The 18,355-nt window shown below is 73.2% G+C and carries 20 protein-coding genes; 12 read left to right on the top strand and 8 right to left on the bottom strand.

All coding sequences use genetic code 11. From position 1 onward, the window contains the following. Positions 1 to 7: 7 nt before the first annotated feature. The 3 genes from ACIB24_RS19475 to ACIB24_RS19465 form a co-directional block, all read right to left on the bottom strand. Entirely contained in the window at positions 8 to 619 is a 612-nt protein-coding gene (locus ACIB24_RS19475) for a nitroreductase family protein (protein WP_398284122.1), read from the bottom strand. A 90-nt stretch (positions 620 to 709) separates the two neighbouring features. Continuing rightward, positions 710 to 1,144: a hypothetical protein gene (locus ACIB24_RS19470; RefSeq protein ID WP_398283778.1), complete on the bottom strand. Its 435-nt coding sequence runs from the start codon at positions 1,142 to 1,144 to the stop codon at positions 710 to 712. Positions 1,145 to 1,258: 114 nt separating this feature from the next. Next, on the bottom strand, positions 1,259 to 1,729 hold the full coding sequence (locus tag ACIB24_RS19465) for an SRPBCC family protein (RefSeq protein WP_398283776.1): 471 nt from the start codon (positions 1,727 to 1,729) through the stop codon (positions 1,259 to 1,261). Positions 1,730 to 1,811: 82 nt separating this feature from the next. Between ACIB24_RS19465 and ACIB24_RS19460 the strand changes: the two genes are divergently transcribed. From ACIB24_RS19460 to ACIB24_RS19450, 3 genes are read left to right on the top strand one after another with little or no spacing between them, the layout of a single operon-like run. Beyond that, positions 1,812 to 4,541, top strand: coding sequence for a bifunctional acetate--CoA ligase family protein/GNAT family N-acetyltransferase (locus tag ACIB24_RS19460; RefSeq protein WP_398283774.1), 2,730 nt, complete (start codon positions 1,812 to 1,814; stop codon positions 4,539 to 4,541). Next, positions 4,534 to 5,151, top strand: coding sequence for a DUF5998 family protein (locus ACIB24_RS19455; protein WP_398283772.1), 618 nt, complete (start codon positions 4,534 to 4,536; stop codon positions 5,149 to 5,151). The genes ACIB24_RS19460 and ACIB24_RS19455 overlap by 8 nt, the downstream gene beginning before the upstream one ends. A gap of 23 nt (positions 5,152 to 5,174) precedes the next feature. Continuing rightward, complete coding sequence (locus ACIB24_RS19450) at positions 5,175 to 6,317, top strand: alkaline phosphatase family protein (protein WP_398283770.1); 1,143 nt, start codon at positions 5,175 to 5,177, stop codon at positions 6,315 to 6,317. A 61-nt stretch (positions 6,318 to 6,378) separates the two neighbouring features. Here the strand turns inward: ACIB24_RS19450 and sepH are convergent, their stop codons facing one another. After that, positions 6,379 to 7,443, bottom strand: a complete 1,065-nt coding sequence (sepH, locus tag ACIB24_RS19445) for a septation protein SepH (RefSeq protein WP_398283768.1) — start codon at positions 7,441 to 7,443, stop codon at positions 6,379 to 6,381. 127 nt (positions 7,444 to 7,570) lie between these two features. Here sepH and ACIB24_RS19440 point away from each other — a divergent pair, with 127 nt between their 5' ends. Both ACIB24_RS19440 and ACIB24_RS19435 read left to right on the top strand, forming a co-directional pair. After that, positions 7,571 to 8,710: a ferrochelatase gene (locus ACIB24_RS19440; protein ID WP_398283766.1), complete on the top strand. Its 1,140-nt coding sequence runs from the start codon at positions 7,571 to 7,573 to the stop codon at positions 8,708 to 8,710. Next, positions 8,707 to 9,546, top strand: coding sequence for an inositol monophosphatase family protein (locus tag ACIB24_RS19435; RefSeq protein ID WP_398283764.1), 840 nt, complete (start codon positions 8,707 to 8,709; stop codon positions 9,544 to 9,546). Before ACIB24_RS19440 ends, ACIB24_RS19435 begins: the two co-directional genes overlap by 4 nt. Before the next feature lie 4 nt (positions 9,547 to 9,550). On the opposite strand, the gene ACIB24_RS19430 is transcribed toward ACIB24_RS19435, so the two are convergent. After that, positions 9,551 to 9,712, bottom strand: coding sequence for a hypothetical protein (locus ACIB24_RS19430; RefSeq protein WP_398283762.1), 162 nt, complete (start codon positions 9,710 to 9,712; stop codon positions 9,551 to 9,553). Positions 9,713 to 10,154: 442 nt separating this feature from the next. Here ACIB24_RS19430 and ACIB24_RS19425 point away from each other — a divergent pair, with 442 nt between their 5' ends. Next, positions 10,155 to 10,454, top strand: coding sequence for a DUF4193 domain-containing protein (locus ACIB24_RS19425; protein WP_398283760.1), 300 nt, complete (start codon positions 10,155 to 10,157; stop codon positions 10,452 to 10,454). Positions 10,455 to 10,473: 19 nt separating this feature from the next. Here ACIB24_RS19425 and ACIB24_RS19420 read toward each other — a convergent pair whose 3' ends face one another. After that, positions 10,474 to 10,947: a DUF3093 domain-containing protein gene (locus ACIB24_RS19420; protein ID WP_398283759.1), complete on the bottom strand. Its 474-nt coding sequence runs from the start codon at positions 10,945 to 10,947 to the stop codon at positions 10,474 to 10,476. Between the two features lie 69 nt (positions 10,948 to 11,016). On the opposite strand from ACIB24_RS19420, the gene dut reads away from it, so the two are divergent. The 4 genes from dut to ACIB24_RS19400 all read left to right on the top strand — a co-directional run bounded on the left by dut (position 11,017) and on the right by ACIB24_RS19400 (position 13,547). Next, the gene (gene dut, locus ACIB24_RS19415) at positions 11,017 to 11,493 is read left to right on the top strand and encodes a dUTP diphosphatase (RefSeq protein ID WP_398283757.1); all 477 of its coding nucleotides are present in this window, start codon (positions 11,017 to 11,019) and stop codon (positions 11,491 to 11,493) included. Further along, positions 11,490 to 12,350: a DUF3710 domain-containing protein gene (locus ACIB24_RS19410; RefSeq protein WP_398283755.1), complete on the top strand. Its 861-nt coding sequence runs from the start codon at positions 11,490 to 11,492 to the stop codon at positions 12,348 to 12,350. Before dut ends, ACIB24_RS19410 begins: the two co-directional genes overlap by 4 nt. 62 nt (positions 12,351 to 12,412) lie before the next feature. Continuing rightward, complete coding sequence (locus ACIB24_RS19405) at positions 12,413 to 12,793, top strand: OB-fold nucleic acid binding domain-containing protein (protein ID WP_398283753.1); 381 nt, start codon at positions 12,413 to 12,415, stop codon at positions 12,791 to 12,793. Next, on the top strand, positions 12,783 to 13,547 hold the full coding sequence (locus ACIB24_RS19400) for a DUF3159 domain-containing protein (RefSeq protein WP_398283751.1): 765 nt from the start codon (positions 12,783 to 12,785) through the stop codon (positions 13,545 to 13,547). Before ACIB24_RS19405 ends, ACIB24_RS19400 begins: the two co-directional genes overlap by 11 nt. Here the strand turns inward: ACIB24_RS19400 and ACIB24_RS19395 are convergent. After that, positions 13,516 to 14,193, bottom strand: a complete 678-nt coding sequence (locus tag ACIB24_RS19395) for a potassium channel family protein (protein WP_398283749.1) — start codon at positions 14,191 to 14,193, stop codon at positions 13,516 to 13,518. The two genes, ACIB24_RS19400 and ACIB24_RS19395, sit on opposite strands and share 32 nt — an antisense overlap. Continuing rightward, positions 14,193 to 14,861, bottom strand: coding sequence for a potassium channel family protein (locus tag ACIB24_RS19390; RefSeq protein ID WP_398283747.1), 669 nt, complete (start codon positions 14,859 to 14,861; stop codon positions 14,193 to 14,195). Before ACIB24_RS19390 ends, ACIB24_RS19395 begins: the two co-directional genes overlap by 1 nt. A gap of 126 nt (positions 14,862 to 14,987) precedes the next feature. Between ACIB24_RS19390 and ACIB24_RS19385 the strand changes: the two genes are divergently transcribed. Next, positions 14,988 to 17,060, top strand: coding sequence for an APC family permease (locus tag ACIB24_RS19385; protein ID WP_398283745.1), 2,073 nt, complete (start codon positions 14,988 to 14,990; stop codon positions 17,058 to 17,060). Beyond that, complete coding sequence (locus ACIB24_RS19380) at positions 17,053 to 18,312, top strand: class I SAM-dependent RNA methyltransferase (RefSeq protein WP_398283743.1); 1,260 nt, start codon at positions 17,053 to 17,055, stop codon at positions 18,310 to 18,312. Before ACIB24_RS19385 ends, ACIB24_RS19380 begins: the two co-directional genes overlap by 8 nt. Positions 18,313 to 18,355 lie beyond the last annotated feature (43 nt).

Below are 18,355 nucleotides of genomic sequence, written 5' to 3'. Positions count from 1 at the left end.
GGGCGGTTCAGGCCCAGGGCACGCCGAACCGGCCGTCGTGCACGACCTCGGCCAGGGGACGGCGCCCGCGGGCCAGCGAGGGCGAGCGGCGGTCGGGTGCGGAGTGGCCGACGCTGACCACGCCGACGATCCGCCGGCCGGGCGGGATGCCGAGGGCCTGGTGGACGGCGTCCGCGTGGTCGGGGGGCACGCCGAAGAAGGCCGCGGCCAGCCCGGCGTCGACGGCCCCGAGCAGCAGGATCATCGCGGCCATGCCGACGTCGACGTCCCAGTACGGCACGGGCCAGCGGTCGGGGTCGCGGTCGGTCCAGCCCTTGTCGGGTTCGGCGTACCGGTCGAGGTAGCGGTCGCGGTCGGACAGGCAGAGCACCAGCACCGGGGCGGTCCGCATCCCGGTCAGCCAGCGGTCCGGGGTGGCGTCGGGGTCGGTGGTCGCGGCCCAGAAGGCGTCGCGGTCGTCCGGTTCGCGCAGCACCAGGAAGTCCCAGCCCTGCGTGTTCCCGGCGCTCGGGGCCCGGGTCGCGGCGGCCAGCAGGCCGGTCAGAGTCGCCGCGTCGACGGGCTCACCGGTGTAGGTGCGCACCATTCGCCGCGCGCGCACGGCGTCCGAGAACTCCACGACTGGATCGTGCCACGCGGTGAGCACGGTGGGCACGGTGGGCACGGCCCCCACCTGGCGAGCGCGGTGTCACACGGTGCCCACCACGGTTCAGGTCGGCGGCCGGAACGAGCCCGGTGGGTAGGGCGCCTGAGGCGGCGGGTAGTGCTGGAGCGCGACCGGGTACGGGAAGGGCGGGGGCAGCACATGGGCGTTGACCGGTGCGTAGGCGGGTCGTTGCCAGCGCTCCCACTGCTCACGGTGTTGCGCCCGGACCAGCCGGGGCCGGGTCAGCAGGTAACAGGGGAAGGCGATCAGCCACACGAGCAGCACGCTCAGCGACCAGGCGATCGGGCCCTGGTCGAGCAGCCCACCGCCCAGCCGACCCCGTTCGGCCCGCAGCTGGACCGAGTCGAACGCGACCCAGATCGCGCAGCCCAGCGCCACGAGACCCAAGGTCAGGTGCACCACCGGATACGTCTGACCGAACTCGTACCCGTAGTGGTAGGCCGTGCCCCCGTAGGAGCCGTCCTCGTAGTAGTACATCCGCCCCCCTCGTGCTGCGTCCTCCTCGACCGGTCGACGATCTCCGTGGTGACTTGAGGCAGATCCGACCCGGTCTGGGCCGGTCGGGTGGCCCCGGGCCCTGGACAGTCCCCGCTAGCGTCGACGCAGCTGCTCCTGCAGCCCCCGTTCCCCTCGGCGCATGACGACGTCGTGCCGGCGACGTAACACCGGTGCCCCGAGCGGGACCAGCGGCCGCATCCACCATCGGGTCAACGCCACCTCCCACACCGTCGTGACGGCCGTCCCGACGCCACGCGGGAACGTGGTGTCGGCCAGCACGACGTGCCCGGTGCCGACGAGATGGCCGATGCTGCGGGCGGTGAGGCCGCGTCCCTCGTCGACCTGCGTGACGCGCACGGTGAAGGTCAGGCGGTACCCGAGCCCGCTGTCGACGGTGAGCCGCGCGGTGCGGCCCAGCCCGGCGTCGTCCCCGGGCTCCAGGAGTTCGACGGCCTCGATGCCCGGCCACCAGCGCGGCCAGCCGCGCACGTCCGCAAGCGCCTCCCAGACGGCCGTCCGTTCGGCGGGCAGTCGCCAGAGCGTGACCATCCGGAAGGTCCGCACGGATGCCTCCCGGTCGTCGCCATGACGTCGAGTGGATCCTAGTGATCTCCGCGCGGGGGGCGTCGGTCCTAGGCTGAGGGTCGTGGACGAGGCGGAGGACGAGGCCGAGGTCGAGGTCGTGGACCCCGGCGCGCCGTACCCGGCGCACTGGGAGGCCGACGTCGTGCTGCGCGACGGCGCGACCGCCCACCTGCGGCCGATCGCCCCGCGGGACGCGAAGGGCCTGCAGGAGTTCCACGACGAGCAGTCCAGCGAGTCGGTCTACATGCGGTTCTTCGCGCCGATGCCGCACCTGTCCGACCGCGACGCCGAACGGTTCGCCCGTGTCGACCACCACGACCGGGTCGCGTTCGTGGTCACGGTCGGCGACAAGATCGCCGGCATCGGCCGCTACGACACGCTGAGCGAGGGTGTGGCCGAGGTCGCGTTCAACATCGCCGACGTGCACCAGGGTCGCGGCCTCGGTTCGGTCCTGCTGGAGCACCTGGCCGCGGCGGCCCGCGAGACCGGCATCCACACCTTCCACGCCGAGGTGCTGCCGCAGAACCGCAAGATGGTCTCGGTGTTCACCGACGCCGGGTACGAGGTGCGCTCGCACTTCGACGACGGGGTGATCTCGCTGGAGTTCGCCGTCGAGGAGACCGAGCGGTCGCTGGCCGTGATGGAGGCGCGCGAGCACCGGGCCGAGGCGCTCAGCATGCAGCACCTGTTCACCCCGGCCTCGGTCGCCATCATCGGGCCCAGCCGCTCGCCCGGCACGGTCGGGCACCGGCTGCTGGCCGACCTCCTGGAGGGCGGCTACACGGGCCGCCTGCACGTCGTGCACCGCAAGGCCGACAGCGTGCTGGGCGTGCCCGCGGTCCGGCGGATCACGCACCTGAAGGAGCGCATCGACCTGGCGGTCGTGGCCGTGCCCGCCGAGGAGGTCGTCGGCGTGGTCCGCGACTGCGCGCGGGCCGGGGTGCGCGGCCTGGTGGTCGTCTCGAGCGGGTTCGCCGAGTCCGGGCCCGAGGGCGCCGAACGGCAGCGCAAGGTCGTCGCGCTCGCGCGGGCCAACGGGATGCGCGTCGTCGGGCCCAACTCGTGGGGCGTGATCAACGCGGCGGACGACGTCCGGCTGAACGTCTCGCTCGTCCCCGAGATGCTCAATTCCGGCCACCTGGGCCTGTTCTCGCAGTCCGGCGGGCTCAGTGTGGCCGTGCTGGACGCGATGTCCCGGCGCGGTCTGGGGCTGTCGACGTTCCTGTCGGCCGGCAACCGGGCCGACGTGTCCGGCAACGACTGCATGCAGTACTGGGAGGAGGACGAGGCCACCACCGTCGTCGGCCTCTACCTCGAAAGCTTCGGCAACCCGCGGAAGTTCAGCCGGATCGCCCGGCGGCTGGCCCGGCAGAAGCCGGTGATCGTGGTGAAGTCCGGGTCGTCGGGCGTCGGGCTGCCGCCCGGTCACGAGGTGCGCCCCAGCATCGCCCCGCGCGAGGCGATCGACAGCATGCTGCGCCAGTCGGGCTGCATCCGGGTCGCGACCATCCCGCAGATGCTCGACGTCGCCCAGCTGCTGCTGCACCAGCCGTTGCCGCGCGGGCCGCGGGTGGGGGTGGTCGGCAACAGCGACGCGCTCGGCACGCTGATCGCCGACGCCTGCGCCAGCTGGCAGCTCGAGGTCGTGCACATGCCGCTGGCGCTGCACCCGCAGGCGGGCCCCGAGGAGTTCCGCAAGGCGCTCAAGGCCGCCTTCACGCACCCCGACGTCGACGCCGTCGTGGCCGCGTTCATCCCGCCGATCGCGACCCAGGCGGACGACGTCGCGCGGGTCCTCTCGGACGTCGCCGGCCGCTCCCAGATCCCGCTCGTGGCCTGCTTTCTCGGCACCCGTGGGATCGCGCCGGCGCTGGCCCGGGGGCGGCGCGTCGTCCCGTCCTACCCGACCCCCGAGGAGGCCGTGCGGGCGCTGGCCCGGGCCACCCGGTACGCGGCCTGGCGGGAACGTGACCCGGGCCACCGGGTCGAACCCGCCGGCATCCACCTCGACGCGGCCCGGAAGCTGGTCACCACCTGGCTGGCCGACCTGGACCGCCCCGAGGCCGGGTCGCTCGACGTGCCCGGCTGGGACGGCGTCCTCGACCCGGCACGGGTGACCCAGCTGCTGGCCGCGTTCGGGGTCCGGGTCTGGCCCGAGACCGTGGTGCGCGACCCGGAGGAGGCCGTCGAGGCCGCCACCCGGATCGGCTACCCCGTCGTCCTGAAGACCACCGAGCCGCACCTGCGGCACCGGGTGGACCTCGGTGGCGTGCGGCTGGACATCGCCGACGACGACGAGCTGCGCGCCGACGTGCACCAGATGCAGCGCTCGGCCGGGACCGCCGGTTCGACCATGGTCGTGCAGGCGATGGCTCCCACCGGCGTCGCGTGCGTCGTGCGCACCGCCGAGGACCCGCTGTTCGGGCCGGTCGTGTCCTTCGGGCTGGGCGGCGACGCCAGCGAGCTGCTCGGCGACGTGGCCCACCGGATCCCGCCGCTCACCGACGTCGACGTGGCCGATCTGGTCCGCTCGGTGCGGGCGGCGCCCAAACTGTTCGGGCACCGCGGCGCCACCCCGGTCGACGTCCGGGCCCTGGAGGACCTGATCGCCCGGATCTCGGTGCTGGCCGACGAGCTGCCCGAGGTCGCCGACCTGGAACTCAACCCCGTCGTGGTCTCGGAGAACGGCCTGGCGGTGCTCAACGCGTACGTCCGGCTGGCCCGTCCGGCCCTGCGCGCGGACGCGGGACGGCGGGAGCTGCCGGGGATGACAGGATGGGACCATGCGTGAACGAGGCGCCGACGCGCTGAACCGGGGGCCGGGCCAGGGCTCGGGGCTGCCGGCCGACCTGACGGGTGACGTCGAACGGGCCGGGTTCTACCCGGCGGTCGTGCTGGACGCCCTGGACGTCGCGGTCGCGGGGGAGCAGGTCCGGGCCTTCCTGGTGCACCCGGAGACGACGTTCGACCGGGTCGAGGTCCGGCGGCACCTGACCGTCCTGGCGCTCACCCCGACCCGGCTGGTCGTCGCCCACGCCGACGACCACGACCCGGACGCCTCGATCTCCGAGCCGTATGCGTCGACGTCCACCGAGGCCGTGCCCCTGCACCAGGTGACGACCGTCGTCATGTCGCACTCGGTGGCCAAACCCGAGCGGCACACGCCCGGGAACACGGCCCGCGAACTCAGCCTGACCATCGGCTGGGGCGCGCTGGCCCGCATCGACCTGGAACCGGCGTCCTGCGCCGACCCCGACTGCGAGGCCGACCACGGGTACACCGGCACGGTGGCCAGCGACGACATCACGGTGCGGGTCAGTGCCGAGGCGGAGGGGGAGGCGTCGGTCCGCGCGGCCGCCCGTTTCGCTCGCGAGCTGTCCGCCGCGACGGCGCACCGCTGAGGCGCGAGGCGTCGGGTCCGGTCATGAGCGCGCCTGCGTCGACGGCGGGTTCCCTGGCCGACGTCCTGCCTGCGGCCGCCGCCGCCCTGGGCGTGCCCTTCCCGGGCGCTGCCGAACCGCTGTCGGTGACGGTCCCACCCGCCCGGGTGGTCGTCGTCCTGCTGGTCGACGGGCTCGGCGACCTCGCGCTGGCCGCGCACGCCGGCCACGCGCCGTTCCTCCGGTCGCTGCGGGCCGACCCGTGCTCCAGCCGGCTGCGCTCCGGGTTCCCGAGCACCACGGCGACCAGCCTCGGCATGCTCGGCACCGGCCTGCTGCCCGGCGCCCACGGGCTGGTCGGGCTGGACGTGCTCGACCCGGCGCGGGACGTGGTGTTCAACGAGCTGATGTGGGACCCGGCGGTCGAACCGCGGCGCTGGCAGCCGTCGCTCACCGTCTTCGAGCACCTGGAGGCGTCGGGTCTGCAGGTGACCCGCGTCGGGCCGGCCTACTTCGACGGCTCCGGGCTGACCGAGGCCGTGCAGCGCGGTGGCCGGTTCGTCGCCGCGCAGAGCCTGGCCGACCGGGTGGCGGCCGGGCTGCAGGCCGTGCGGGCCACGAAAAGCGGTCTGGTGTATGTGTACTGGGGTGAGGTCGACAAGGCCGGACACGAGGCCGGGGTTGCCTCGTGGCGCTGGCTGACCGAGCTGGAGGAGATCGACGCCTACGCCCGCCGCCTCGCCGAAGGGTTGCCCGCCGACGTGCAGCTGGTGATCACCGCCGACCACGGCATGGTCGACGTGCCCAGCACCCGTCGCTACGACCTCGCCGTCGAGGCCGACCTGGCCGCGGGCATCCGGCACCTCGGCGGCGAACCCCGCGCCCAGCACCTCTACTGCCGACCCGGCGCGGCGGACGACGTGCTGGCGACGTGGCGGGCGCGGCTCGGCTCCTCGATGGTGGTGCTCCCGAAGGCCGAGGCGGTGGCCGCCGGGTGGTTCGGCCCCGTGTCGCCACACGTGCTGCCGCGCATCGGCGACGTGGTGACCGCGGCGGTCGACCCGATCGCCGTCGTCGACTCGCGCACGGCGCGCCCGGAAACCCTGGCGCTGAAGGGTTTTCACGGAGCCCGCACCGAAGACGAGGTCTACGTGCCGCTGCTGGTGAGCCCCGGGTTGCGTCGGTAGGCCACCGGGTCGCCTCGTGCGGGCCCTGGCCGAGCGGTGAATCCTCCGAGTGCCGGAGCCGTCAGTCGCGGCGCTGGCCGAAGACGATGTCGTCCCAGCTCGGGACGCTCGCCCGGCGCGGGCGGCGGGAGTTGCGCCCCCCACGACCGGCGGGCACCTCCTCGTGCTCCACGGGCTCGTCGTGCCCCTCGTCGACCGGCTCCTCGACGTCGGGCAGCACCAGGACCTCGTGCTCGTGCGCGTCGATCGGGACGTCGGGGGCGTTGCGCGGGGCCTTGCGGGTGCGCTGCGCGGGTGGCGCGTCGACCAGCTCGGCGGCCCGGCCCAGTTCGGTCCGGGTATCGCTACGACTGAGCAGGGAGTCGATCGCCTCGCGCACCGGGTCGGGGGCGCCGCCGATCTCCTCCTCCTCGGTCAGCGGCCGGTTCCGGCGGCCGCGCCGCTGGGCCAGCGTGTCGAGGAGGTCGACCGCGGCCTCCTCCTGCCGGGCCACCGCGTCGACGTCGAAGACCCGGTCGCGTACCGGGGCCAGCCGGCGCTGCGGGACCGACGGCGCGGCCTCCTCCTCGGCGACCAGCTTGGTCGCCTCGTCGTCCTGCGGGACGACGTGCCGGACGTTCGGCGTGTACGTCCACTTCGCCGTCTGCTCACCCGACGGCACCGGCCACGTCAGGGCGACCGTCCAGCTGCCGTCCTCCGCCCGCCAGGCGTCCCACGACAGCTCGTCGAGGTCGACACCGCGCGGGCCGAGGTGCTCGCGGACCAGTTCGTCGAGGCTGCGGGTCGGGGACGACGCACGCCGCACCCGCACCTCGCGGGCCTGATCGGCGACGTAGGCCCGCTCGGCCAGCACCGGACCCTCGTAGCGCTGCACGTGCTCGAGGCTGAGGTTGGCGGACTCGGCGACCGACTCGGCGCTCTCCCCGGCGCGGATCCGGGCTTGGATCTCGCGCGGGCGCAACCGGCCCTCGGTCTCGACCTGGATCTGGCTGAGCCGGGCGCGGTCGCGACGTACGGCCGCGCGGACCGCCTCGTCGACGCGCAACCGGAACCGCTGGCCCGAGGGCGAGGTGAGCAGCAGGTGCTCACCGTCGTCGTGCACACCGACGAGCGTGAGGTCGTCCATTACTCATGCTCCTTCCGGTGCCCGCGTATCCCGACTGTGCCACTTCGTTCCACGCATACGAAGCACGTCGGTGGGCATGTCGCCGCCCGGTGCCGGTCGGTTCGACAAAGCTTGGCAGTATCGGGGTGTGCCCGATCCGACAAGCGCCCCTGCCGACCCGTCCGACCCGCTCGCCCCCTATGACGCAGTGCTGCTGCTGTCGTTCGGCGGGCCCGAGCAGCCGGACGACGTGATGCCGTTCCTGGAGAACGTGACCCGTGGGCGCGGCATCCCGCGCGAACGGCTCGAGGGGGTGGCCGAGCACTACCTGCACTTCGGCGGCCGCAGCCCGATCAACGACCAGAACCGCGACCTGCTGGCCCGGCTGCGCGCGCGGCTGGCCGCCGCAGGCTCGACCGTGCCGGTGCGCTGGGGCAACCGGAACTGGGACCCGTACGTCACCGACGAACTGCGCGCCGCGCACGACGCGGGCGCCCGCCGGGTGCTGGTCGTGACGACGAGCGCCTACCCCTCCTACTCCGGCTGCCGGCAGTACCGCGAGGACCTCGGCGGCGCGCTGGTGACGCTCGCGGCCGAGGGCCGCGCCCTGCGCGTCGACAAGGTCCGGCACTACTACGACCACCCGGGTTTCCAGGGCCCGGTGGTGGACGCCGTCCGCGCGGGTCTCGCCGCCGTCCCCGCCGGATCGCGGGTCGTGTTCGTCACCCACTCCATCCCCGACGCGATGGAGGACTCCGCGGGCCCCGACGGCCATGCCTACACGGCCGCCCACCTCGACGCGTGCGGCACGGTCATGACCGACATCGACGCGACCAGCCATTCCGGCTGGGACCTGGCCTACTGCTCCCGGTCGGGCCCGCCGTCCCAGCCGTGGCTGGAGCCCGACGTGAACGACCACCTGCGGGCCCTGCACGCGGACGGAGTCCCCGGCGTGGTCGTCGTGCCGATCGGGTTCGTCAGCGACCACATGGAGGTCGTGTTCGACCTCGACACGGAGGCGGCGGAGACGGCCCGCGAGCTCGGGCTGCCGTTCGCCCGGGCCGCGACGGCGGGGGAGGACGCGCGGTTCGACGCCGGGCTCGTGGACCTGCTGCTGGAGCGCGCGGCCCGCGAACGGGGCGAGGACGTCGACCGCGTCGCACTCGGCCGGCTCGGCCCGTGGCACGACGTGTGCCCCGTGGGCTGCTGCCCCAACCTGCGCTCCGAGAAGCCCGCGGCGTGCGGGGCCGACTGGGTGGCGCCCGAGGTCGACGGAGCCCGGCGGTGACCGTCCCGCCCGAGCTGGTCGCGCAGTTGCGCGGCTTCGCCGAGGAGATCGCCGTCGAGGCGGGCACGCTGAGCCTGACCGGCCCACGCGCGGTGACGGACACGAAGTCGAGCCCGACGGACGTCGTCACCGCGACCGACCGCGCGGTGGAGGACCTGCTGCGCGCGCGGATCGCGGCCGCCCGTCCGGACGACGCCGTGCTGGGGGAGGAGGGCGGCTTCGACGGGGGCGGCGGCCGGGTCGGGGAGGGCCTGACCTGGGTGCTCGACCCGATCGACGGCACCGTCAACTTCCTGTACGGCCAGCCGCAGTACGCCGTGAGCGTCGCGGTCGTCACCGGTGACCCGCGGGTGCCGGGGGCGTGGCAGCCGGTCGCGGCGTGCGTGCACCAGCCGGTCGGCGGGCTCAGCTGGACGGCGGGACGCGGCCAGGGCGCGACGCTGGACGGGGAGCCGCTCGCCGTCCGGGCGCCCGTGGACCTGGCCCAGGCCCTGGTGGCGACGGGGTTCGGCTACCGGGCCGACCGGAGGGCGGGCCAGGCGCGGGTGCTGACCGGCGTCGTCCCGGCCGTGCGGGACATCCGGCGGGCCGGGAGCGCCGCGCTCGACCTGTGCTGGGTGGCGACGGGCCGGCTCGACGCCTACTACGAGCGGGGCGTGAACGTGTGGGACATCGCCGCGGCCGCGCTGGTGCTGACGGAGGCGGGCGGGGTGGTGACCGGGCTGCGCGGCGCCCCCGCCGGGCCCGAGATGACGGTGGCGGGGCCGGGGCCGGTGGCCGCCGCCCTCGCCGGCCTCTTGGCCGAGCTGGACGCGGACACCGACCCGCAGCGGTAGAGAGTCAGTCGACCGCGACCTGGTGCTCGGCGGCGAGCCGCCTCAGGCCGTCCAACTCGGACTGCAGGACCTGGGCCAGGTACTCGTCGCCACTGGCCAGGGCCTCGCTGACCGACAGCCGCGCATCGTGCACGCGCTGCCGGATCTCGGTGCTGAAATCACTCACGATCCCCTCCGATCCCTCAGGCGGGCGACCCCGGTCAGTGGGCCGTGCGCCTGAGTCGGACCCTACGTCCGAACTCCGGGCATCCGCGACACCCGGTGACAGATGGGACGAGTCGTGGTCGTTCCCGCCTGTCCCGGCGTGGAACAGACGGCTATCCTGATCCGTTCTGCGTGGCGAACATGCAACGGTGCGTGGCAACCGAGAGGTCGGAGGCGGTTTGTCTCGCGTTTCCAGGGCCCTTCGGGGCGCCGGAGTGGCGGTTTCGCGAGACGGTCCCGGGTAGTGCACAATCCCCGGGCGCGAGCGGGCACAAATCAGGCCCGGGTTGCGTTAACAGCTCACTCAGTACGACCTGCGTACGACCTGTACGGGCCGCGGCCAGCGCCGGCCGGCGCACCCTGCACCGCTGATCCACTGCAATCCATCGGAGCGTGACCCACCCATGGCAACCGATTACGACGCGCCGCGCAAGACTGACGACGATCTCAACGAGGACTCGCTCGAGGAGCTGAAGGCTCGGCGGGTCGACAAGTCGACGAGCACGGTCGACGAGGACGAGACGGAGGCGGCCGAGGGCTTCGAGCTCCCCGGCGCGGACCTGTCCAACGAGGAACTCTCGGTCCGGGTCCTGCCTCGGCAGGCGGACGAGTTCACCTGTTCCAGCTGCTTCCTGGTGCACCACCGCAGTCAGCTCGCCTCCGAGAAGGGCGGCCAGCTGATCTGCAAGGAGTGCGCGGCCTGACGGTCACGCCTCCGCAGTACTAGGGGGACGTGGGGCGGCTTACCGGGGCTGCCGATGAGAGGGCCTCGGTGAGCCGACGGGGGGAACGGGTCGAGACCAACCAGTACGGCGTGGGGTCGGCGGGATCGTCGATCCGGACCCGCACGCCGTCCTTCACCCAGCCGCGCAGGCACAGGTAGGCGCGGGCGTCCAGGCCCGGCCCGGCCGCGTGGCGCATGTCGTCGCCCTCGAGCGGTTCGACGGCGCTCACGAACTCCACCGGGATGCTCGCTCGGCCGGCCCGGAACCGGCCGTCGGCGATCTCCACGACGGTTCCCAGCAACCAGCCCACTGTGATGAGCGCCACGCAGCCGACGACGGCGACGACGATCGCCAGGGTGGGGGCGATCGGACCCACCACGAGGCCCAGGGCGGCACCGAAGCCGGCCAGCACCGACCAGGCCCACGGGCTCGGCAGGAGACGCTCTCTGTACACCGCGGTCGACTCAGCCACGACCACAGACTGCCACGCCGTGACGGCAGGGGGCTGCGCGGCTGCCGTGCGCGGCTAGTCTGTCTGTTCGTGACCACCGTCGACGTGCTGCTGCAACGGCTCGACCCGGACCTTCCGGTGCCGGCCTACGCGCGCGACGGCGACGCCGGTGCGGACCTGTGCACGGCGGTCGACGTGCGGCTGGCGCCGGGCGAGCGGCAGACCGTCCCGACCGGCGTGGCCATCGCGCTGCCCGAGGGCTACGCGGCCTTCGTGCATCCGCGCTCCGGCCTCGCCGCCCGGTCCGGCCTCACCGTGGTGAACGCGCCCGGCACGGTCGACGCCGGGTACCGCGGCGAGATCCGGGTGACGTTGCTGAACACCGACGCCCGCGAGCCGTTGCAGCTGCGCCGCGGTGACCGGATCGCGCAGCTGGTCGTCCAGCCGGTGAGCCGGGCGCAGTTCGCGGTGGTCGACGAGCTTCCCGAATCCGTCCGTGGGGTGGGCGGTTTCGGCAGCACCGGTGGTTTCGAGACGACAATGGCGACGACAGAGGTGACACGATGAGCTGGTTCCGGCGCGGGCGTGAGAAGGCCCCCGAGGAGTCCCGGTCCGAAGGCCTGGACTGGGTCGAGGGCGCGGGCGACCAGCAGGGCGTGCGCCCGTACGCCTCGGCGGGCGACTACCCGATCGAGGGCCAGGGGGGCCGCCGCCGGCCGCTCGGCGAGGACGAGACCGGTCCGGTGGAGGCGGTGGGCCCGGCGTCCACCGACTCCTCCGACTCCTCCGACTCCTCGGGTACCGCGGACCGCAGCGGTGGTCCGTGGGACGTGTCCGAGGTGAGCAGCGCCGAGGGGTACGTCGACCTGGGCGCGCTGTGGCTGCCCGCGCAGGACGGCATGGAACTGCGCCTCGAGGTCGAGGAGGAGTCGGGCCGGGTGATCTCCGCCACCGCGCAGATCGGCGCCTCCGCCGTCCAGCTGCAGGCGTTCGCGGCCCCGCGCACCCTGGGCATCTGGGAGGAGATCAGCGAGGAGATCGCCTCCAGCATCACCGGCCAGGGCGGCGAGGCCGACCGGGTCCCGGGGCCCTTCGGGCCGGAGCTGCTGGCGCGCGTCCCGGCCCAGGGCGCCGACGGCCAGGTCGCGCTGCAGCCCGCCCGGTTCGCCGGGGTGGACGGCCCACGGTGGTTCCTGCGAGCCGTGTTCCACGGTCCGGCCGCCTTCTCCCACGAGGACGCGCAGCCCCTGGAGAGCCTGGTCCGAGGCGTCGTCGTGGTCCGGGGCAACGAGGCGATGGCCCCACGTGAGCTGCTGCCGCTGACCGTGCCCGGCGCCGAGTCGGCGCCCGAGCCGGAACCGACCGACGAGCGGGCGCCGTTGCAGCCGTTCACCCGCGGCCCGGAGATCACCGAGGTCCGGTAAAACCCTTTGACACCCCCGGGACGGCGGAAGTTCGGGGCCGTGAAGGGCGTTACCCTGGTGTGGTGGGTAACGAACCGTCCGGTTTGCGCAAGCGCTTCGCCCGCCTGGTCGCTCCGCAGCACCAGGTGCACGCCGAGCAGGAGCGCGAGGAGTCGGCGCGCCTGGGCGGCACGCCGATCGACCAGCTGACCATGCGTCAGCCGGCCATGGTCTGCGGCACTCTGCGCTCGGTGACCCTGCGCCCCCGCGGCGGCGTCCCGGCGCTGGTGGCCGAGCTGTACGACGGCACCGGCAGCGTGTCGGTGGTCTGGTTGGGCCGCCGGCAGATCTCGGGCATCGAGTGCGGGCGCCGGCTGCGGGTCAAGGGTCTGGTCACCGAGGTCAACGACCAGCGCGTCATCTACAACCCGCGCTACGAGCTCGTCGCCACGAATGGCTGCTGAGGCCACCCGGGGTGGCGGCGGCCCCGCCGCCCCGCAGGGTGGTGTCGGGCAGCTCGGCGCCGAGCACTTCGACCTCGGCAAGAGCGTCGGTGGCCCGCGCGGGCTGATCGAGTCGGTCCTGCCCTACGCGGTCTTCTCGATCGTCTACGGCGTGACCCGCGACCTGCGCCCGGCGATCTACGCGGCCGTGGTGCCCGTCGTCGTCCTGGCCGTCTGGCGTCTCGTGCGCCGCGAGTCCCTGATGCAGGCCGTGTCGGGCGTCATCGGCGTCCTGATCGGCGCCTACGCGGCGCAGCGCACCGGCAACGCCGCCAACTTCTTCGTCCCGACGATCATCAAGAACATCGGGTTCGCCCTGGTCTACGCGGTGTCGGCGCTCGTGCGCTGGCCGCTGCTGGGCCTGGTGGTCGGGTCGATGATGTCAGCCACCGGCATGCAGGAGAAGCTGAAGCAGGAGAAGGAGCGGCCGGCCGGGTCGGAGGGGGCCGACGAGCCGGAGCCGAGCCTCGGCGAGATGTTCGCCGACATGGTCACCTGGCGGAAGGACCCGGCCCTGCTGACCGCCTACACCTGGGCGACGTGGGTGTGGGTCGGGATGTTCGCCGTCCGGCTGGCCGTGCAGGTTCCGCTGTACCTGGCCGACCAGGTGACGTTGCTCGGCCTGCTGAACGGACTGGTGCTCGGGGTACCGCTCTTCGCGTTGACCCTCTACCTGTCCTGGCTCATCCTGCGCGGCCCGCTACGTGGGGATTGAGGAGCTGCTGCAGCTCCTCCTCGTTCTCCGGCACCGTGATGAAGAGCAGCTCGTCCCCGGCCTCCAGCGCGTCGTCGCGGCTCGGCGGAATGGGCCGCTCACCGCGGATGATGCACGTCAACACCGTGTCGCTCGGCCACGTGATGTCACTGATGGCGGTACCGGCCAGCGGTGAGTCACCGGGCAGGGTGAGCTCGACCATCATCGCCTGACCCTGCTGGAACGTGAAGATCCGGACCAGCTCACCGATCGAGACGGCCTCCTCGACCAGCGCCGTCATCAGCCGCGGGGTCGACACGGCGACGTCCACGCCCCAGGCCTCGTCGAACATCCACTCGTTGGCGGGCGTGTTCACCCGGGCCACCGTGCGAGGTACGCCGTACTCGGTCTTGGCCAGCAGCGAGACCACCAGGTTCGCCTTGTCGTCACCGCTGGCGGCCACCACGACGTCGCAGTCGGCCAGCCGGGCCTCCGACAGCGAGACGATCTCGCAGGCATCGGCCAGCAGCCACTCGGCGTCCGGCACCGACGTCACCCGGATCGCGCTCGGGTCCTTGTCGATCAACAGCACCTGATGACCGTTGGTCAGCAGTTCGCGGGCGATCGAGCGCCCGACCATGCCGGCCCCGACGATGACGATCCGCATCAGGACTCCTCCGTCGCGGGCCGCTCGGCCATCACCGACTCCACGTGCCCGGCCTCGTCGTGACGCATCATGAAGTGCACCAGGTCGCCCTCCTGGAAGACGGTGGAGCGGTCGGGCAGGATGCCCTCCCCCAGCCGGGTCAGGAACGCCACCCGGGCGCCCGTGGCGTCCTCCAGGTCGGCCATCGGGCGGCCCACCCAGCCGGTGTTCACCTGGACCTCGGCCAGGACGACGGCGCCGGACGGGTCCCGGAACTCTGAGACCGCGCCGCTGGGCAGCAGCCGCCGGGCCATCTGGTCGGCCGTCCAGCGCACCGTGGCCACCGTCGGGATGCCGAGCCGCTGGTAGACCTCGGCGCGGCCCGGGTCGTAGATACGCGCGACGACGTTGCCGACACCGAAGGTCTCACGGGCCACGCGGGCGGCCAGGATGTTCGAGTTGTCCCCGTTGCTGACCGCGGCGAACGCGTGCGCGTCCTCGATCCCGGCCTCCAGCAGGGTGTCCCGGTCGAAGCCGGGCCCCACGACGCGCCGACCCTCGAAGTGCGGTCCCAGCCGCCGGAACGAGTCCGAGTTCTGGTCGACGACGGCGACCGTGTGGCCGCGGTCCTCGACCATCTGGGCCAGGGTGGAGCCGGTCCGGCCGCATCCCATGATCACGAAGTGCACTGTCGGCCCTCTCGACCTGTCCGGTCCGATGATCCGTCCGATGATCGGTCTGTGTGTCGCGTGCGACGGTACACGTATCGGTCCACATATCGGCCCTCGCGCCTGTGCGCCCTACGATGTCTGCCCGTGCCCTCCATCACCGGTGCCGCCAAGCGCCTGCTCCTGGGTCGCCCGGTCCGCAGCGAGCGCCTGGGCGAGACCCTGCTGCCCAAGCGCATCGCGTTGCCGGTGTTCGCCTCGGACGCGCTGTCCTCGGTGGCCTACGCCCCGGACGAGATCTTCCTGACCCTGGCCGCGGCCGGGATCACCTCGGTGACGCTTTCGCCGTGGATCGGCCTGGCGGTCGTGTTCGTCATGCTGATCGTCGTCGCGTCGTACCGGCAGAACGTGCACGCCTACCCCTCGGGCGGCGGGGACTACGAGGTCGCCACCACGAACCTCGGGCCGCAGGCGGGCCTGACCGTGGCCAGCGCCCTGCTCGTCGACTACGTCCTCACCGTCGCGGTGTCGGTCTCCTCGGGCGCGCAGTACGCCGCGACGGCGATCCCGTCCCTGCGCGGCCACGAGGCGGTGCTGGCGGTGACGGTCGTCGTCCTGCTGGCGACCATCAACCTGCGCGGCGTGCGCGAGTCCGGCACGGCGTTCGCCATCCCCACGTACGTCTTCATGTTCTCGGTGCTCGGGATGGGGGCGTTCGGCTTCGTGAAGCTGGCCTTCGGTGACCTGCCGATGGCCGAGAGCGCCGACCTGACGCTGCTGCCCGAGTCGGCCTACGAGCAGGGCCTGGTGGGGCTCGCCGGCGGCTTCCTGCTGCTGCGCGCGTTCTCGTCGGGCTGTGCGGCGCTGACCGGCGTCGAGGCCATCAGCAACGGCGTGCCCGCGTTCCAGAAGCCGAAGAGCCGCAACGCGGCCACCACGCTGGCCATGCTGGGAGCCATCGCGGTCGGCATGCTGATGAGCATCATCATCCTGGCCAACCTGATGCACGTCCGGTTCGCGGAGTTCCCGCAGGAGCAGCTGCTGCGCGACGGCCGCCCGGTCGGCGAGGACTACGTCCAGGACCCGGTGCTGGGCCAGATCGGCAAGGCGCTGTTCGGCGGCTTCCCACCGCTGTTCTACCTGCTCACCGCGGCCACCGGGCTGATCCTGGTGCTGGCCGCCAACACCGCGTTCAACGGGTTCCCGGTGCTGGGCTCGATCCTGGCCAAGGACGACCTGCTGCCCCGCCAGCTGCACACCCGCGGCGACCGCCTGGCCTACAGCAACGGCATCATCATCCTGGCCGCGGCCGCCGGGGCCCTGATCGTCGTGTACGACGCGGAGGTCACCCGGCTGATCCAGCTGTACATCGTCGGCGTCTTCATCTCGTTCACCACCAGCCAGACCGGCATGGTCCGGCACTGGACCCGGCTGCTGCGCACCGAGACCGACCCGAAGACGCGCCGGAACATGATGCGCTCGCGGGTGATCAACGCGATCGGCCTGAGCATCACCGGCGCGGTGCTCGTCGTCGTCCTGATCACGAAGTTCACCCGGGGCGCGTACCTGGCCCTGATCTTCATGGCCGTCCTCTTCCTGCTGATGATGGCCATCCGCCGGCACTACAAGTCGGTGCGCGTCGAGCTGGCCGAGGACGACGGGCGCGGCCGCATGCTGCCGTCGCGGGTGCACGCGATGGTCCTGGTCTCGAAGGTGCACAAGCCGACCCTGCGCGCGCTGGCCTACGCGCGGGCGTCGCGGCCGTCGGTGCTGGAGGCGGTCAGCGTGGCCGTCGACGCCGAGGAGACCCAACGGCTGCAGGAGGAGTGGGACCGGCACGACATCCCCGTCCCGCTGCACGTGCTGGAGAGCCCGTACCGCGAGATCACCCGGCCGGTGCTGCAGTACGTGCGCAGCGTCCGCACCGAGAACCCGCGCGACCTGGTGGTCGTCTACATCCCCGAGTACGTGGTCGGCCGGTGGTGGGAACAGTTGCTGCACAACCAGTCCGCGTTGCGGTTGAAGGGGCGGCTGCACTACATGCCGGGTGTGATGGTGGCCAGCGTGCCGTGGCAGCTGCACTCGTCGGCGCTGCGCGAGCAGGGGGACGGCGAGGGGCCGGCCCCGGGCGACGTGCGCCGGGGGACGCTGGTCTCCGGGTCGGGCGGGCCCAGTGGTTCGGGTGGGCTCAGCGGGTCGGGTCATCTCCCGGATGCCTGATCCCGAGCTCCTGGAGCTGCGCGTCGAGCGGGTCGCGCACGGCGGCCACTGCGTGGCCCGGCACGAGGGGCGCGTGGTGTTCGTCCGGCACGCCCTGCCCGGCGAGCTCGTGCGCGCCCGGCTCACCGAGGCGCCCGCCGACAAGTCGTTCTGGCGGGCCGACGCCGTCGACGTGCTCGAACCCGCGCCCGGGCGGGTCGAACCGCGCTGCCCGTACGCCGGGCCCGGGCGGTGCGGCGGGTGCGACTGGCAGCACGCGGACCTGGCCACCCAGCGCGAGCTGAAGGCGGCCGTCGTCGCCGAGCAGCTGCAGCGCCTGGCGGGGATCGAGCGTGACGTGACCGTCGAACCCGTGCCGGGCGACGATCACGGGCTGGGCTGGCGCACGCGCGTCGGTTTCGCGGTGGACGACGTCGGCCGGGTCGGTCTGCGGGCGCACCGTTCGCACGACGTCGTCCCGGTCGAGCACTGCCCGATCGCGCACGAGGGCGTCGACGCGCTGGGCCTGGGCGAGCAGCGCCTGCCGGGGCTGGCCACGGTCGAGGCGACGTCCGCGCCCGAGGGGGCGCTCGTCGTCCTCCAGCCCCGGGCTGCGAAGGTCCGGCACCCCAAGGTCCCTGAGGGGACGGGCGTCCTGGTCCGCGAGGGGCGCGGAACGCGGCAGCTCAAGGGGCGCACGTGGGTGCGGGAGGAGGTCGTGGTCGCCGGCCGGCCGCGGTCCTACCGGGTGACCGGCGGCGGGTTCTGGCAGGTGCATCCCGGGGCGGCGCAGACGTTCCTGGACGCCGTGCTCGAGGCCGCCGACCCGCAGCCGGGGGAGCGCTGCTGGGACCTGTACTCCGGCGTCGGGCTGTTCGCGGTCGCGCTGGGCGAGGCGGTCGGCGTCACCGGGTCGGTGGTGGCGGTCGAGGGGGACGAGCGGGCCACGGCCGACGCCCGGCGCAACGTGCACGACCTGCCCCAGGTGCGGTGCGTGGCCGGCAGTGTCGCGCGGGAGGTGCCGCGGCTGGGTGACGCGGTGGACGTCGTGGTGCTCGACCCGCCGCGGACCGGGGCGGGCCCTGCGGTGGTGGAGTCGGTGCTGCGGGCGGACCCTCGTGTCGTGGTGTACGTGGCGTGCGACCCGGCGGCGCTGGCCCGGGACCTGGCCACCGCAACGGCGGCGGGGTACCGGCTGGCGGGCCTGCGGGCGTTCGACGCGTTCCCCATGACCCACCACGTCGAGTGCGTGGCGACCCTGGTGCGGGCCTGAGCGCCCCGGGTAAGGTATCTTGATGTCAAGATAAATGGACGAG

This window comes from Spongisporangium articulatum, from assembly GCF_044465595.1.
Classification (GTDB): Bacteria; Actinomycetota; Actinomycetes; order Actinomycetales; family Kineosporiaceae; genus Spongisporangium; species Spongisporangium articulatum.
Note: the sequence above shows the minus strand (reverse complement) of the source record. Positions and strands in the feature narration are given on the sequence as shown.